Source organism: Micromonospora okii (genome assembly GCF_020884795.1).
Lineage (GTDB): Bacteria > Actinomycetota > Actinomycetes > Mycobacteriales > Micromonosporaceae > Micromonospora > Micromonospora okii.
This window is the reverse complement of record NZ_BBZF01000012.1, coordinates 234,805-251,661: the sequence shown is the minus strand read 5'-3', so window position 1 is coordinate 251,661 and position 16,857 is coordinate 234,805. Positions and strand designations below refer to the sequence as shown.

The 16,857-nt window shown below is 73.9% G+C and carries 8 protein-coding genes; 2 read left to right on the top strand and 6 right to left on the bottom strand.

Features of this window, described 5'->3' with window-relative positions:
- Positions 1-22 precede the first annotated feature (22 nt).
- The 5 genes from LPU43_RS00830 to LPU43_RS00810 all read right to left on the bottom strand — a co-directional run bounded on the left by LPU43_RS00830 (position 23) and on the right by LPU43_RS00810 (position 13,148).
- Entirely contained in the window at positions 23-10,378 is a 10,356-nt protein-coding gene (locus LPU43_RS00830; RefSeq protein WP_373321626.1) for a type I polyketide synthase, read from the bottom strand.
- A gap of 421 nt (positions 10,379-10,799) precedes the next feature.
- The gene (locus LPU43_RS00825) at positions 10,800-12,011 is read right to left on the bottom strand and encodes a helix-turn-helix domain-containing protein (protein WP_229397810.1); all 1,212 of its coding nucleotides are present in this window, start codon (positions 12,009-12,011) and stop codon (positions 10,800-10,802) included.
- Complete coding sequence (locus LPU43_RS00820; protein WP_229397808.1) at positions 11,998-12,462, bottom strand: hypothetical protein; 465 nt, start codon at positions 12,460-12,462, stop codon at positions 11,998-12,000. The genes LPU43_RS00825 and LPU43_RS00820 overlap by 14 nt, the downstream gene beginning before the upstream one ends.
- A complete protein-coding gene (locus LPU43_RS00815) occupies positions 12,455-12,874 on the bottom strand; it encodes a DivIVA domain-containing protein (RefSeq protein WP_229397806.1) in 420 nt (139 codons plus the stop codon). Before LPU43_RS00815 ends, LPU43_RS00820 begins: the two co-directional genes overlap by 8 nt.
- 16 nt (positions 12,875-12,890) lie before the next feature.
- A complete protein-coding gene (locus tag LPU43_RS00810) occupies positions 12,891-13,148 on the bottom strand; it encodes a hypothetical protein (RefSeq protein ID WP_306416104.1) in 258 nt (85 codons plus the stop codon).
- 391 nt (positions 13,149-13,539) lie between these two features.
- On the opposite strand from LPU43_RS00810, the gene LPU43_RS00805 reads away from it, so the two are divergent.
- Together LPU43_RS00805 and LPU43_RS00800 are read left to right on the top strand one after the other, a co-directional pair.
- Positions 13,540-14,754, top strand: coding sequence for a helix-turn-helix domain-containing protein (locus LPU43_RS00805; protein WP_229398578.1), 1,215 nt, complete (start codon positions 13,540-13,542; stop codon positions 14,752-14,754).
- A 24-nt stretch (positions 14,755-14,778) separates the two neighbouring features.
- Complete coding sequence (locus tag LPU43_RS00800; protein ID WP_229397802.1) at positions 14,779-15,246, top strand: NUDIX domain-containing protein; 468 nt, start codon at positions 14,779-14,781, stop codon at positions 15,244-15,246.
- Between the two features lie 646 nt (positions 15,247-15,892).
- On the opposite strand, the gene LPU43_RS00795 is transcribed toward LPU43_RS00800, so the two are convergent.
- A complete protein-coding gene (locus LPU43_RS00795) occupies positions 15,893-16,852 on the bottom strand; it encodes a restriction endonuclease subunit S domain-containing protein (protein ID WP_229397800.1) in 960 nt (319 codons plus the stop codon).
- Between the last annotated feature and the right edge of the window lie 5 nt (positions 16,853-16,857).

Genomic DNA, 16,857 nt, shown 5'->3' with positions numbered 1-16,857 from the left:
TCTGCGGTCCGGGGCATCGCGCTCAGGCCGTGCCGAGTTCGTCGTCGAGGAGGCTGAACAGCTCCTCGGCGCTGGCGGTGCTGAGGCTGCCGTCGGCCGGGCCGGCGTCGGCGGCGTCGTCCTCGGCGTACGTCCAGAGCGAGAGCAGCTCGCGCAGCCGGGCGGCGACGGCGGTGCGGTCGGTGTCGTCGGCGGCGACGGCCCGCATCGCGGTCTCCAGCTTGTTCAGCTCGCCGAGCACCGACAGCGCGCTGGTGCTCCGCTCGGCGAGCAGCGCGCCGCGCAGGTGAGCGACCATCGCCGTGGTGGTGGGCCGGTCGTAGATCAGCGTGGACGGCAGCCGCAGCCCGGTGGCGGCGGCGAGCCGGTTGCGGAACTCCACGGCGGTCAGCGAGTCGAAGCCCAGCTCCACGAAGCCCTTCTCCGCGTCGACGTCGCGGATCGAGGCGTACCCGAGGACGGCCGCCGCGTGGGTGCGGACCAGGTCGGAGAGCACCCGGTCCCGCTCGCCCTCGGGCGTGGCGGCGAGGGTGCCGCGCAGGGCGTCGGCCGCGTCGCCCGCCGGCACGGCCGCCGCCTGCGCGGCACCGGCCGGGCGGACCAGGCCGTGCAGCAGCCGGGGCAGCGCCGGGCCGAGCCGGCCGAGCACCGCGTGGTCGAGATTCACCGGTACGACCACCGCGTCGCCGTGGCGCAGCCCCTCGCTGAACAGCTCCATGCCCTCCTCGGCGTCGAGGGGGTGGAAGCCCGCGCGGCTCATCCGCCGCTCGTCGACGTGCCCCTGCGGCCCGCCGGGCTCGTCGGGGTTGGCCCACGGCCCCCACGCCATCGAGGTGACGGCCAGCCCGCGCGCCCGGCGGTGCTCGGCGAGCGCGTCGAGGAAGGCGTTCGCGGCGGCGTGGTTGGCCTGGCCCGGCCCGCCGAAGAGCCCGGAGGCGGAGGAGAAGAGCACGAACGCGGCCAGGTCGAGCTTCTCGGTCAGCTCGTGCAGGTGCCAGGCGGCGTCCACCTTCGGCCCGAGGACGGCGTCGAACCGGGCCGGGGTGAGCGCCGGCAGCACCCCGTCGTCGAGGACGCCGGCGGCGTGCACGACCCCGACCAGCGGCCGGTCGGCGGGGATCTCGTCGAGCAGCACGGCGAGGGAGTCCCGGTCGGTGACGTCGGCGGCGACGGCCCGCGCGGCGGCGCCGAGGGCGGTCAGCTCGGCGACGAGGCCCGCCGCGCCGGGGGCGTCGGGGCCGGCGCGGCTGACCAGCAGCAGCCGGGGCACCCCGTGCCGGGTGACCAGGTGCCGGGCGACCAGCCGGCCGATCGCGCCGAACGCGCCGGTGACAAGGACGGTGCCGGTCGACAGGTCGGGCGTGGGCCGGTCCCGCGCCGGCTCGCCGAGGCGGACCAGCCGGGGCACCCGGAGCTGCCCGGCCCGGACGGCGAGCTGCGGCTCACCGGTGGCCAGCGCCGCCGGCAGCGCCACCGGCGAGCGGGGGTCGTCGTCGAGGTCCAGCAGCACGTACCGGCCGGGGTTCTCCGACTGGGCCGCGCGGAGCAGGCCCCACGCCGTGGCGGCGGGCAGGTCGGCGATCCGCTCGTCGCCGTCGACGCTGACCGCGCCCCGGGTGACCACGACGAGCCGGGCGTCGGCCAGGGCCTCGCGGGTCAGCCAGTCCTGCGCCAGGGCCAGCGTCTCGTGGCTGACCAGGTGCGCGGCCCGCGCCGGGCTGGGCTCGTCGGGGCGCAGCCCCACGCAGGTGGCGACCACCGCGTCGGGCACGGCCGCCCCGCCGGCCACGGCCGCGACGAGGTCGTCCAGGTCCCGGTACGCCTCGATGCCCGGCCACCCGTCGGCGTCGCCGAGCACGGCGACGCGGGCGGGTCGGCCCGTCCCCGCCTCGGGGGCGACCCAGTCGAGCCGGTGCAGGGACCGGCGGGCCGCCCGGCGGGCGGCGTCGAGCTGGTCGGAGCTGATCGGCCGCAGGACGAGGGCGTCGAGGGAGGCGACGGGCACGCCGCCGGTGTCGGTGACGGTCGCCGACACGGCCTGCGCGGTCGCGGTGAGCCGGACGCGCAGCTCGCGGGCGCGGGTGGGCTGGATCGCCAGCCCGGTCCAGGAGAACGGCAGGCCGGGCCGAGCCTCCCCGGACCGCTCCGGGGCGTCCCCTGCCCGGCCAAGTGCGGCGGCGCCGATGGCGTGCAGGGCGGCGTCGAGCAGCGCCGGATGCACCGAGAACGGGGCGGCGGCGTCCCCGTCGGCGTCCAGGGCCACCTCGGCCAGGATGTCGTCGCCGTGCCGCCAGGCGGCGCGCAGCGCCCGGAAGACGGGGCCGTAGTGGTAGCCGCCCTCGGCGAGGTGCGGGTAGAGGCCGTCCAGCGGGATCGGCTCGGCGTCGGCGGGCGGCCAGGCGCCGGCCGGGGCGGCGGTCACCGGCCGGGTGGGGGCGAGCAGGCCGGCGGCGTGCCGCTGCCACTGCCGGGCGGCCTCGGGGTCGGTGCCGCCGTCGGCGCGGGAGTGGACGGTCACGGGCCGGCAGCCGTCGGCGTCGGCCGCGCCGACGCGGACCCGCAGGTCGACCCCGCCGGCGCGGGGCACGACGAGCGGCGCCTCCAGCACCAGCTCCGCGACGTGGGCGGTGTCGACGCCGCGCCCGCCCCAGGAGGCCAGCTCGACCAGGGCGGTGCCGGGCAGCAGCACCGTGCCGAGCACGGCGTGGTCGGCCAGCCACGGGTGGGTGGCCAGCGAGATCCGCCCGGTGAGCAGGAGACCCTCGTCGCCGGGCAGCTCGGCCACGGCGCTGAGCAGCGCGTGGTCCACCGCGTCGAGGCCGACGGCCGGCAGCCCGGCCCGCCCGGCGTTGCCGCGCGCCAGCCAGTACCGGTCCCGCCCGAACGGGTAGGTGGGCAGGTCGACGGTGGGTGCCGGGGCGAGCACCGCCGTCAGGTCCACGGGCAGGCCCACCGCGTGCGCGGCCGCCAGGCTAGTCAGCAGCCGCGTCGGGTCGTCCTCACCCCGCCGCAGACTGCCCAGCACGTGCCCGGCCGTGCCGAGGTCGTCCAGGATCGCCGTCACCGGCATGCTCAACACCGGATGCGCCGACACCTCCACAAACGTCGAATGACCCGCCGCTACCGCCTCACGCACCGCCGCGTCGAACCGCACCGGATTCCGCAGGTTCTCAAACCAGTACCCGCCATCCATACCGGCCGGGACAACCCACTCCCCCGTCAACGTCGACACCAACGGCGTGTGACCCGCCTGCGGCTCCAGGCCCGCCAGGTCGGCCAGCATCCGCTCCCGAATCGCCTCCACCGCCGGAGAGTGCGACGCGTAGTTGAACCGGATCGGCCGCGCCCGCACCCCCTCGCCCTTGAACCCCTCCACCAACTCGCCGACCTGCTCCGGCGGGCCGGAGACCACCACCGACGCCGGACCGTTCACCACGCCGACGACCACATCCGGGTGACCGGCCAGCCGGGCCTCGACCTCGGCGGCCGGCAGGTCCACCGCCGCCATCGCCCCCGAACCAGCAAGCGTGCCCAGGGCACGGGCCCGCAACGCCACCGCCCGCGCAGCATCATCCAGCGACAGGACGCCCGCCGCGCAGGCCGCCGCGATCTCCCCCTGCGAATGACCGATCATCACCGCCGGAGTCACACCGGCCGCCCGCCACACCTCAGCAAGGGACACACCGATCGCGAACAACACCGGCTGAAGGATCTCCACCCGGTCCAACCACGACTCGTCATCCCCGGTCAACACCGAGACGAGATCCACGTCCAGGAACGGGGCGAACGCCCGCTGACACTCCGCCAACCGCGCGTCGAACACCGGGCACCGACCCACCAGACCGGCCGCCATCCGCACCGACTGACCACCCTGACCCGGAAACACGAACACCACACCGGAGCCGTGATCGGCCGCCGTGCCCGTGACCAGGTTCGGGGCCGGCGCGGCGGCGGCCAGGGCGTCCAGGCCGGCGAGCAGGTCGTCGGCCCCTGCCCCGACCAAGGTGGCGCGCTGCTCCAGCGCGGCCCGGGTGGTGGCAAGGGACCAGGCGACCGCCGCCGGGTCGAGGTCGACGCGCTCGCGGAGGTGCCGGGCCAGCCGCTCGGCCTGGCCGCGCAGCGCCGGGGCGGAGCGGGCGGAGAGCGGCCACACCACCACGTCCGAGTTGACCAGGCCCGGTGCGGGGCCGCCGGCCGGCTCGGCCGGAGCCTCCTCGTCGGCCTGCTCGACGATGACGTGCGCGTTGGTGCCGGAGATGCCGAACGACGACACGGCCGCCCGGCGCGGCCGGTCCACCGCCGGCCAGGGCTGCGCCTCCGTCGTCAGCTCCACGGCCCCGGCGGCCCAGTCGATGTGCGGGGACGGCTCGTCGACGTGCAGGGTCGCCGGGACGACGCCCTCCCGCATCGCGAGGACCATCTTGATCACGCCCGCCACACCGGCGGCGGCCTGGGAGTGCCCGATGTTCGACTTGATCGAGCCGAGCAGCAGCGGCCCGGCGTCGCCGCGCTCCCGCCCGTACGTCGCCAGGAGCGCCTGCGCCTCGATCGGGTCACCCAGAGTCGTTCCGGTGCCGTGCGCCTCCACCACGTCCACATCCGCCGGGGAGAGCCGCGCGTCGGCCAGCGCCGCCCGGATCACCCGCTGCTGCGACGGCCCGTTCGGCGCGGTCAGCCCGTTCGACGCCCCGTCGGAGTTGACGGCCGAGCCGCGCAGCACCGCGAGGACGCGGTGGCCGTTGCGCCGGGCGTCGCTGAGCCGCTCGACCAGCAGCATCCCCACGCCCTCGGACCAGCCGGTCCCGTCGGCCGACGCCGCGAACGACTTGCACCGCCCGTCGCCGGCCAGGCCACCCTGTCGGGAGAACTCGGCGAAGGTGTCCGGGGTGGCCATCACCGCGACGCCGCCGGCCAGGGCCAGGTCGCACTCGCCCCGGCGCAGCGCCTCGCCGGCCAGATGCAGCGCGACCAGCGACGACGAGCAGGCCGTGTCCACGGTCAGCGCCGGGCCCTCCAGCCCGAGCGTGTACGCCACCCGCCCGGAGATGACGCTGTGCGCGCCCCCGGTCATCAGGTACCCCTCGGTGCCCTCCGGCACCTCGGTGAGCCCGTTGCCGTAGCCGGAGGTGGACGCGCCGACGTACACGCCGGTGCGGCTGCCCTTCAGGCCGGTCGGGTCGACCCCGGCCCGCTCCAGGGCCTCCCAGGACAGCTCCAGCGCGAGCCGCTGCTGCGGGTCCATGGCGAGGGCCTCGCGGGGCGAGATGCCGAAGAACGCCGGGTCGAACCCGGTCACGTCGTAGAGGAAGCCGCCGGCCGGGGCGTAGCCGCTGTCCGGGGCGGGGACGGCCCAGCCCCGGTCGGCGGGGAACGGGCCGATCGCGTCGACGCCGTCGCGGACCAGCCGCCACAGCTCCTCGGGGCTGCCGACGCCGCCCGGGTACCGGCAGGCCATGCCGACGACGGCGATCGGCTCGTCGTCGACGGCGGCGGCCACGGGGGCCACGGGGGCCACGGCGGGCGCGGCGGCGTCGGCCCCGAACGCGGTCTCGCGCAGGTGCCGGGCCAGCTCGGCCGGGGTGGGGTGGTCGAAGACCAGGGTGGACGGCAGGCGCAGCCCGGTGACCTCGTTGAGGCGGGTGCGGAAGTCCACGGCGGTGAGCGAGTCGAAGCCGAGGTCGGCGAACGGCCGCCCACGCAGGTCGTCGGCGGTGGCGTGGCCGAGCACCCGGGCGGTCTGCTCGTTGACGATCCGCAGCAACTCCCGCTCCTGCTCGGCCGGGGGCAGGTCGGCGAGGTGACGCAGCGCGTCGGCCGCCCCGGCGGGCGCGGCGGCGGCCTCCGCCTCGGCCTCGGCGAGCGCCCGCACCGCCGGCAGCTCCGACAGCAGGGGGCTGGGCCGGGTGAGGGTGAACGCCGGGTGGAAGCGGGACCAGTCGACGTCGGCGACGGTGACGCAGGGGGTGGGCCGCCGCACCGCCCGGTCGAGGGCGACGAGCGCCTGCTGGGGGTCGATGGTGGGCAGGCCCATCCGGTGCAGCGCCTCGGTGGCGTGGTTCTTCGCGGCCATGCCGTCGGCCCCGCCCCACGCCGTCCAGGAGACGGCGGTGGCGGTCAGCCCCCGGTCGCGGCGGTTGACGGCGAGCGCGTCGAGCAGCGAGTTGCCCGCCCCGTACGCGCACTGGCCGGCGCTGCCCCACACCCCGGAGATGGACGAGAAGAGCAGGAACGCGGCGAGCGGCCGGTCGGCGAGGGCCGCGTCGAGGTGCAGCGCGCCGAGCACCTTGCCGGCGACGACGTGGGAGAACTCGCCGAGGGTGGTGCCGGTGAGCGGGGTGAGCTGGTCGGTGCCGGCAGCGTGCACCACGGCGGTCAGCTCGGGCAGCGTGTCCAGCAGTTCGGCGACGGCCGCCGGGTCGGTCACGTCGCAGGCGGCGGCGGTGACCCGCCCGTCCGCGCCGTGGGAGTCGAGGAGGGCGGCGAGGCCGGGGGTGGCCGCGCCGCGCCGGCCGACGAGGACGACCCGGCGGGCCCCCCGGTCGAGCAGCCAGCGGGTGACGTGGCCGCCGAGCGCCCCCGTACCGCCGGTGACCAGCACGGTGCCGTCGGCCCACCGGTCGCCGTCGGCCGGGTCGGGGGCGGGGGCCGGGGCGAGCCGGCGCCCCCAGACCGCGCCGGTGCGGACGGCCACCTGGTCCTCGCCGCTGCCGCCGGCGAGGACGGCGGCAGCCCGGCGCAGCACGCCGCCGTCGACGGCGGCCGGCAGGTCGACCAGGCCGCCCCAGCGGTGCGGCTGCTCGACGGCGGCGGCCCGGCCGAGGCCCCAGACGAGGGTCTGGAGGGGGTGGTCGAGCCGGTCGGCGGGGCCGGCCTTGACCGCGCCGCTGGTGACGCACCACAGCCGCGCGGTCAGGTCGAGGTCGGTGAGGGCCTGGACCAGCACGAGGGTGGTCGCGGCGGCGACGCTGGTCCCGGGGTGCGCGGGCAGCAGTTCGTCCTGGCCGGCGACGAGGTGGAGCACCCCGGCGACCGGGTCGTCCCCGACGGCGGCGCGCAGCCGCTCGGCGAGCGCGGCCCGGTCCAGGTCGTCCGCGCCGACCCGCAGCAGCACCGGCGCGACGAAGAGCCCGACCAGGTCGTCCTCCCAGGCGGGCGCGGCGTCGGCGGGCAGCACCAACAGCCAGCGGCCCGCCGGCCGGTCCCCCTCGGCGACCGGCACGGGCTTCCACACCACCTGGTACGACCAGCCGTCCGCCACCGAGCGGTCGTACCGGTTGCGCCGCCAGGAGGCGAGCACGGGCAGCGCCGGCAGCAGCGCCGCCACGGGGTCGGCGTCGCCGCCGAGCTGGTCGCGCAGCGCGTCGACGTCGGCCTGCTCCACGGCCGCCCAGAACTCGGCGTCCGCGCCGGTCTCCCCGCCGGCCGGGGCGGGCGGGGCGACCGGCTCGGGCCAGAACCGCTGGCGCGCGAACGCGTACCCGGGCAGGCGGACCCGGCGCGGGTCGGCACCGGCGAAGAGGTGCCGCCAGCCGACGCCGACGCCGCCGACGTGCAGCTCGGCGAGGGCGGTGAGCAGGGCGGCGGGCTCGGGGCGGTCGCGGCGCAGCAGCGGCACGGCGGCTGCGGCATCGGCATCGGCGTCGGCGTCGGCGTCGGCGTCGGCGTCGGCCCCGAGGATCTCCCGGGTCAGGGCGGTGAGCACGCCGCCGGGGCCGACCTCCAGGTACGTGCCGACGCCGAGGGCGCGCAGCCGCTGCACGCCGTCGGCGAAGCGGACCGCCTCGCGGACGTGCCGCACCCAGTAGTCGGTGCGGCGGATCTCGTCGGGGTCGACGGGCTCGCCGGTCAGGTTGGACACGATGGGCAGGGTCGGCGCGCGCAGCTCCAGCCGGTCCACGACGGCGGCGAACCCGGCGAGCATCGGCTCCATGAGGGGGCTGTGGAAGGCGTGGCTGACCCGCAGCCGCTTCGTCCGTATGCCCCGGTCGGTGAAGGCCCGCTCGACCTCGGCGACCGCGTCGGCGGCCCCGGAGACGACCACGGCGGCGGGGCCGTTGACGGCAGCTACCCCGACGGGGCCGTCGACCCCGGCGAGCACGGCCTCGACCTCGTCGGCCGGGGCGGCCACCGAGAGCATCGCCCCGCCTGCGGGCAGCTCCTGCATGAGCCGGCCCCGGGCGGCGACGAGCGCGGCGGCGTCGGACAGGGTCAGCGCCCCGGCGACGTGGGCGGCGACGACCTCGCCGATGGAGTGGCCCAGCAGCATGTCGGGGGTGACGCCCCAGGACTCCAGCAGCCGGTACAGGGCCACCTCGACGGCGAAGAGCCCGGCCTGGGTCCAGCGGGTCTGGTCGAGCAGGTCGGCGTCGGGGGTGCCGGGCTCGGCGAACAGCACCTCCCGCAGCGGGCGGGGCAGGTGCGCGTCCAGCGCGGCGCAGACCTCGGCCAGGGCGCGGTCGAAGACGGGGAACGCCTCGGCCAGTTCGCGGCCCATGCCGGCGCGCTGCGCGCCCTGCCCGGAGAAGAGGAACGCGAGCTGCCCGCCGCGCGGCCCGGCCCCGGTGACCACGCCGGGGGCGGACTCGCCACCGGCCAGCGCCCGGAGGTGGCGCGACAGGTCGGCGCGGTCGGCGACAAGGACGACGGCCCGGTGGTCGAGCGCGCCCCGGGTGGTGACCGACGACCAGCCAAGGTCGGTGAGCCGAGCGGCCTCGGCGTCGGCGTCGGGATCGGCGGCGTTGTTGTTGGCGTTGGCGTTGGCGTTGGCGGCGTCGGGATCGGCGGCGGCGAACCAGTCGGCCCAGCGCGCGGCCTGGGCGGCCAGCCCGGCGGCGTCGCGGGCGGAGAGCAGCACGGGCACCAGCCCGGCGGCCTCGACCGGGGCGGGTCCGGCCGTCTCGGCCGGTGCGGCGGTGGCGGCCTCCCCCTCGCCGCTGGCCGGGGTACCGGACGCCGCTGGCGAGGCGGTGGTGTCCGGGGTCTCGGCCGGGGCCTCCTCGATGATCACGTGGGCGTTGGTGCCGCTCATCCCGAACGAGGAGACGCCCGCGCGGCGGGGCTCCTCCCCCGCCGGCCAGGGCAGCGCCTCGGTGAGCAGGGACACCGCGCCGGCCGACCAGTCCACGTGCGGGGTCGGCTCGTCGACGTGCAGGGTGGCCGGCAGGACGCCCTGTTGCAGCGCCATCACCATCTTGATGACCCCGGCGACGCCCGCCGCCGCCTGGGTGTGGCCGATGTTCGACTTGAGCGAGCCGAGCCGCAGCGGCCGGTCGGCGGGGCGGCTCTGCCCGTACGTGGCGAGCAGGGCCGTGGCCTCGATCGGGTCGCCGAGGCTGGTGCCGGTGCCGTGCGCCTCGACGGCGTCGACCTGTTCGGGGGCGAGCCGCGCGCCGGCAAGGGCCTGGAGGACCACCCGCTGCTGCGAGGGGCCGTTGGGGGCGGTGAGCCCGTTCGATGCGCCGTCGGAGTTGACGGCGCTGCCGCGTACCACGGCAAGGACGGGGTGGCCGTTGCGGCGGGCGTCGCTGAGCCGCTCGACGAGCAGCACGCCGACGCCCTCGCCCCACGCGGTGCCGTCGGCGGCCCCGGCGAACGCCTTGACCCGGCCGTCGGCGGCGAGACCGCGCTGCCGGGAGAAGCCGACGAACGCGGCCGGGGTGGACATCACGGTCGCGCCGCCGGCCAGCGCGAGGGAGCACTCGCCCCGGCGCAGGGCGTGGCAGGCCAGGTGCAGCGCGACCAGGGACGACGAGCAGGCGGTGTCGACGGAGACGGCGGGGCCCTCGACGCCGAGCACGTAGGCGATCCGGCCCGAGACGACGCTCGCGGCGGTGCCGGTGAGGACGTACCCCTCGACGCCGGGCGGGGGCGGCTGGAGCAGCGCCGCGTAGTCCTGGCCGGTGGTGCTGGCGAAGACGCCGACCTGGTGGCCGCGCAGGGTCGTCGGGTCGATGCCGGCGTGCTCGAACGCCTCCCACGAGGTTTCCAGCAGCAGCCGCTGCTGCGGGTCCATGCCCAGGGCCTCGCGCGGGGAGATGCCGAAGAACCCGGGGTCGAACTCGGTGGCCGAGTCGAGGAACCCGCCCTGCCCCACGTACGAGGTGCCGGGGTGGTCGGGGTCGGGGTGGATCAGCCGATCCAGGTCCCAGCCCCGGTCGGTGGGGAAGTCCGCGATGGCGTCGGTGCCGGCGTCCACGAGCCGCCACAGGTCCTCGGGCGAGCGCACGCCGCCCGGGAACCGGCACCCCATGCCGACGATGGCGATGGGCTCCCGGTGCGCCCCCTCCAGCTCGCCGAGTTTCCTCTTCGTCTGGTGGAGATCCGCGGTCACCCATTTCAGGTATTCCCGGAGAGTGTCTTCATTCGCCATTGCCGCCACCTCTTCGGGCCGGAAGAACCAGGCGACCCAATACCGTCCAGGGACGCCTCAAGCCGCAAAAACCAGAGCCCATTAACCGACCAGAAATTGCCAGACAAACAGCACTGCAGCACAGACCAGGCACTACGTACCGGAGGAAGGTATTTGGCCCCGGACAGCGCTGCCAACCCCTAGCGGGCCCCTACCCCTGCCCCTAGGAGCAGGGCCGCAGGCTGGGACAAGACGCACCCCGGACGGGCACCCGCCGACGCCCGCCGACCGGGGGTCAGGCTGGCGCGAGACCCGCCCCGGCGCGCTTCGCCGATTTCGTCGACAAAACGTGCCCGCCGGCATTTCCCCTGCGGCACGGTATCGATGCGCGATATTGTGCGGTGAGGCATTCGGCCCAATGCTTCGAGCACAAGCCGCGCTGTCCAACCCGTCACCCGATCCCGAGGTCCGCGGCGAGCCGGGCCACGTCCGCCGGGACCGGCCCGTGGCGCGTCAGGTCGGCGATCAGCGTACGGGCGACCGGCCGTAACCGGACCTCGGCCGGTGCGGTCCGGTCCGCGTCGACCAGGGCGCGTCCGGCCGCGAGCGGGTCGCCGGCCTGGAGGTACGCGCGGGTGACGTCGAGCAGGTACGCCGCCCGGTGCTCGGCGGGTAACCGTCGCCAGTGGTCCGTGCCGACGACCCGTTCGTGCAGCACCACCGCCTCGCCGCCGGCACCCACCTCGACGGCGGCGGCCACCCGGGCCAGCTCGACTGCTGTGGGGCCGAAACTGGTCCCGTGCCGGTCGTGATCCCCGCCGGTCTCGTCGGCGATCCGGGCCGCCTGGTCGACCAGTTCCCGTGCGCTGCGTTCGTCGCCGAATCCGGCGGCGGCCAGGGCGGCCTGGACCAGCAACGTTCCGTGTAGCGCCGGGTCCCGGGGCGGGTCGGCGCGCCGCACCGTGGGGGCGATGCGGTGCGCGGCGGCGATCGTAACGGCCAGGGCCGGTCGGGGGCGGCCGAGGGCGCGCAGGGCCTGCCCCAGCGGCACGGCGGCCGCCGCCACCCGCAGCGGGTCGCCGGTGGAGGCGGACATGGCCCGGTCGGCGGCCAGCCAGCCGAGGTCGCCCTCACCGAGTTTCACCAGCACCGACGACGTGATCCGGTACGCCTGCACCAGCAGCTCCGCCGCGCCGTCCCCGGCCCCGCCGCCTGGGCAGGCGTGGGTGTGTTGGATGTCGCCGAGCAGCCCCGGCAGCATCCGCAGCAGTTGGGGGTAGTCGGCGTGCTGGTAGGTCAGCCAGGCGTGCCGTACCCGCCGACCCAGCTCGCCGACCGGCGGTGCCGCCTGCACCTGCGGCCCGGTCAGGGCGGTGTCGTAGCGGTCGAGGGCGGCGCGCACCCCGTCGACGCCGTGCGCGGCGGCGCGGGCGGCCTGCGACGGTAGGGCGTCGCGGCCGAGCAGCGCCACCGGGTCCACGCGCAGCACCTCGGCGAGGTCCTGGATGACGGTGTACCGGTCGAGGGCGCGGACACCCCGCTCGACCTTGTCGACCCAGCTCTTCGACTTGCCGAGCCGGTCGGCCAGCATCTGCTGGGTCATCCGCCGCCGGGTCCGCAGCCGGGCGATTCGGCGACCTATCGGCAGCTCATTGGTAGTCACGACGCCACCGCCGGTCGGGTACGGCCCGGGTGGTCTCCTCGGCCGGTATCCGCTCCGCCTCCGCCAGCTCCAGCAGGCGCTGCCGGGCGGCCTCCTGCTCGGCGGCCTCGGCCTGCTCGCTGCGAAGCCGCGCCGCGCTCTTGTCAGTCCTGCCCATATCTGCCTGCCTTTCAGGTTGAAGACGTACCGCCGGGTCCTGGGTGGCCCACATCTCCAACGGTCTGGTGCACCAGCCGACGATCCGGTCAGCGATGTCGGCAGCGCTCATGCCGGTGATGTCCGCGTGGGCGTCCGGGAGGTACGAGGTCATGTAGCGGACGAGGGTCCGAATGTTGCACTGGCACAGCTCCTTGAGCTGCCGCTTGCGGGTCAGGCACGGCCACGGCTCGCCGCAGACCAGGCAGTTCCAGTCCGGCCGCGACGGGCCGTGCAGCGCCGGGTAGTCAGTCATCGCCCGGTCCGTCTCCCGGCCGACGGTGGCAGCCCTGCCGGCGGGGCGAGTAGGGCGGCCACATGGGCGGGCGTCGGTACTCAGCCCGGGGCCGCTGCGCCGAGGGATCGGGACGCCAGCGCTGCGCGCGCAACTCTGCTGCGGCGTCCCGGTGGTGGCGGGCCTCGTCCCGGGCGGCGACGATCTCCCGGTAGAGGACGTCCAGGTCAGCCTCGACCCGACGCAGGAACCTGCGGACCGCCTCGGGGTCGAAGCCACGCCGACCAAACCGGGTCAGCGGGAAGTCCTGCCACCGGACGTCGGCGGGTGTCAGCAGGCTCCGGCGGGACTGGTAGACCGCGCCGCCCTCAGTGCCCTTGGCAGAGGGGCCGTCCCCCACCGGCTCGGCGGGTTCGTCTGTGCTGGGCTCCATGTGCCTCCGTTCTGGCTCAAACACCGCGCCTCCTCATCACCGGTGCCACGTTGCGAGGCGGCGCGCTACCGGTCTTGCGTCGTTGAATCTGCAGGCCGACGATTTGCACGAAGACCTCCCGCCGAGCCAGCGCGTTACCGGTCGCCAGATCGATGGAGTAGCCGGTCAGCCACACCCAGCCGAAGTACGTCGGCTTGTCGCCCACCGACGTCACCCGCAGCCACAAGGCGCGATCCCCGGCGAACTGCACGGACGCCCGGCCGTCGATCAACACCAGGTCACCCGGCATCGGCACCCCCGGCCGGGGCGGTGCAGGTGTGCGGGGAAGCGGGGCGGGCGGGCCATTCACGGGCCGTCGTTCGGGTCGCGGTCCCGCACCAGCGCCCACCCCGGGACAGCCTCAGCAGAGCGCCGAGCGACCGGAGCCCGCGCAGTCCAGGCAGGACCGCCGGGCCAGGCAAAGGAGTCCTTCCTGCCCTGCGCCAATCCCGGGATGGCAGTGCGGGCAAGGGCGTACTTCCGGCCCCCGCCAGAGGAGAGTTCGCAGTTAGTCGATACGGTAAGTCCCGTCACGAATACAGGTTGTGATGCAAGCCGCTCAGTGACCCGGAAAAACCTTCCGGGGTCGCAGCCGACCGAGGGGAGACAGTAAGCCGGTGAACGGGATGACTAACCACCTGACCATCGGCGAGCGTGTCGCCTGGTATCGCTACCGGCGCGGCCTGTCCCAGGAAGTCCTAGCCGGACTCGTCGGCCGTACCGCCGACTGGCTCGGCAAGATCGAGAACAACCGGATCGAGCTGGACCGACTCTCCGTCATCAAGTCCCTCGCCGAAGTCCTGGACGTCTCCCTCGGCAACCTGCTCGGCGAACCCTCACTGCTCGACTGGACCGGCGACAGCGGCACCAAGACCGTCCCCACGCTCCGCGCCGCCCTAATGAACTACCGCGCCCTCGGCCCGATCGGCGGCCGCATGAACGCAGAGCCGTCGAGCGTCGCCGTGCTCAGAAAAGAGGTAGGCGACCTCTGGGACGCTTACCAAGATTCCCGATTCGGCTACGTCATCGCTCGCCTTCCCGACCTGCTACACCGGGCCCAGGCCGCCGCTGATTACCACGACGGCGACGACCAGGAACAAGCCCGACGGCTGCTCGGCTTGGCGTACCAACTCACCGCCACCCAGCTCACCAAACTCGGCGAGAACGACCTCGCCTGGATCGCCTCCGACCGAGGCTTGGCCGCCGTCCGGCCCACCGGCGATCCGCTCATCACCGGCTCCCTGTTCCGCTCCGTCAGTCATGCCTTGCACGCCACCGGTCGCTACACCGAAGCCGTACGCCTCACCGAAGACGCCGCCAGCTACCTTGAGCCCCATCTCAAGCACGCCACACCAGCACTGTTCTCCGTCTTCGGAACCTTGTTCCTGTCCGGCTCGATGGCCGCCGCGCGATCTAACGACGCCGCCACCACCCGTGCCTTTCTCGCCGCCGCAGACCACGCCGCCGGCCAGCTCGGCGCGGACGCCAACCACCTCTGGACGGCGTTCGGTCCGACCAACGTCGCCATCCACCGCGTTGCCACCGCCGCCGAACTGGGAGACCTGCAAGTCGCTATCGACCTCGGCCCGCGCGTCGACACCACCGGCCTACCGATGGAACGCCGGGTACGACACGCCCTCGAAGTCGCCCGCGCCTACAGCTCGTGGAACCGCGTCGACGACGCCCAAGCCGTCCTACTCAACGCCGAACAGATGGCACCCGAGCAGGTCCGCCACCACTTCCTCAGCCGACAACTCGTCCTCACCTGGATCCGCCGACAGCGAGGCAAACCCTCCGCTCAACTGATCGGCCTGGCCCGGAGGCTCAAGGTGCTCGACTGAACCCAGCCCATCTAGGCTGCCCTGGTGACGGCCAACGAGATGCCACCCATGGCAACCCCACGTGTCGCCGCTGGCGCCCTCTTCTTCGACGACGAAGGCAGCGTGCTTCTCGTACACCCGAGCTACAAGGAACACTGGGACATCCCCGGCGGCTACGTCGAGCCCGGCGAGTCACCACGTGCGGCATGCCTGCGCGAGGTCCGGGAGGAACTCGGCCTCGTGCCCGCGCTCGGACCAATGCTGGTCGTCGACTGGGCACCCGCTGAGCATGAGGGCGACAAGCTCCTCTTCATCTTCGACGGCGGATCCCTCGATGCCGAGCAGGAGCGAGACATCTGCTTCGCAGACGGTGAACTCACCGAGTGGCGCTACGTGGAGGCAGAGTCCTTGCAGCAGCACTGCCCGCCCCGGCTCGTACGTAGGATCCAGACTGCGATTGCTGCCCGGAGTGGCGGCGTTTCCGCGTATACCGAACACGGCAGCGCTGTTTAGCGCACAGTTTGGATACTCGATCAAGGCGTCCCTGAGCGGGCCGCATACGCCACCGCCCGGGGCGCGTGACGGCAGCGCGCTGTCAATCTGTGGCACGCCTCACGCCTGGCGACCGGCGCGGACAGGGCCCTGGCCGCCTACCGGCGGCCGGGCGGAAAGTCAGCCAGCCCGCAAACCACGCCCCGCCCCGCGCATCACCCTGGGTCCGTGAAGGGAACCGGTGTTCCGGACTGACCGGGACCATGCGACAGCCTTTACCTTCCGTCTCTTCTACGCTCGCGACGAATCGCCGCAGGCCCATTGACGGTTGTCGGTGAGTTGCCGAACGGAATCCGCCGGGCCGCTCAGGGTCCGGTGTGGGAAAGGGGTGGGGGTAGGAGAAGGGGCGGAGGATCGGGGCGGGGTTGGGGTTAGAGCTGCCTCCGGCGGGGGCCAGACGACTCCGGGAAGGAGTTGCCGAACGGTTGCGGTCCTGGGTGGTTGCGGTGGGATGCCAGCCCGCCAGCCACCGACCCCAGGCAAGCCGAGCGGGCCAGGGCCAGGGCCAAGGCGACAAGGCCGTTCGTCCGGTAGGCGGTCCACCTTGTCGCCCTGGCCCTGGCCCGCTCCACGAAGTATGGGTCGGCGGCGGGATGGCAAGAGGAGGCTAAGCCTCGGAATCTTCTTCCGCAGCTTCCTCAACAGCTTCGACACTCGAAAGAAATACGTGATGCCGATCATCCTCAGCTAAGTATGTGAGGAAGGCTTCTCGGATCTTCTGTGATTCGGTGTAGTAGGTTCTGAAGGCTTGGGAGGCGGCTCTCGCGAGGTCAGGCGTAGGCGGGATAGGAATCTTGATTTCCCGGTAGCGAGGCCCGACATCTTCTCGGTTTGTCTGCATAAAGATGACTCGGCCCCACTGGCGGCGGACGGCCTTCAGCGTCATAGCCCAGAGAAGGTAGAAGTTGTCGAACGGCGCATCATCCGCAGCGCGAAGGACAAGCATCTCCTTTGTAAGGACCACACGCTCTTGGCCGGGCATGAGCACGGCAAACTCGCCGATGTTCTTAGACGTTCGAATTGGCGTGATCAAGTCCCAAGCTTGCAAGCCAGAGTCAAGGCCGCCCCAGAAGCGTTCGGCGACGACACTGGACACACGATTGCTCGGATTGATGTTGACAAGGCCGGCCCGAATATCACTGACCTTGATGTATGGAACTTCACCCGTGCGGAGGTCGGCTGATGGGCTACCATGGCCGGCGCTGGCCCTCACCCAGCGCTTAGTAGTGAGCTCACCCAGCGATGCGCTCGACCACCCCTCAAATTCGTCACCTTCGAGTAGGGCCTCGAACTCCCGCTGCGGTCGTTCGTCGAAGTAGACCGGCACAGCGGTGAAGGGCTCGCCATGACTACGGCTAATCCATTGTCGAGTATCCTCGGCACTAGGCGAGAGGCCCGCCAAGAGCCTGTCTACGTCGTCGGCCATGCGGTCATCAATAACGTCCGTCCGTTGTCCCGTCTCGGGATCAACAACGTACAGTTCTTCGCCGTCTTTATTGATGCCGCAGGTTGGAGCGTAGGAGACGAAGACCTCGCCATCGCGAAACCAAGCTGGCTTGTGCACCACGCCGG

Excerpts from the sequence above, each read along its gene's own strand:
- LPU43_RS00820 (WP_229397808.1), bottom strand. The coding sequence starts at position 12,462 with ATGACTGACTACCCGGCGCTGCACGGCCCGTCGCGGCCGGACTGGAAC.
- LPU43_RS00815 (WP_229397806.1), bottom strand. The coding sequence starts at position 12,874 with ATGGAGCCCAGCACAGACGAACCCGCCGAGCCGGTGGGGGACGGCCCC.
- LPU43_RS00805 (WP_229398578.1), top strand. The coding sequence starts at position 13,540 with ATGACTAACCACCTGACCATCGGCGAGCGTGTCGCCTGGTATCGCTAC.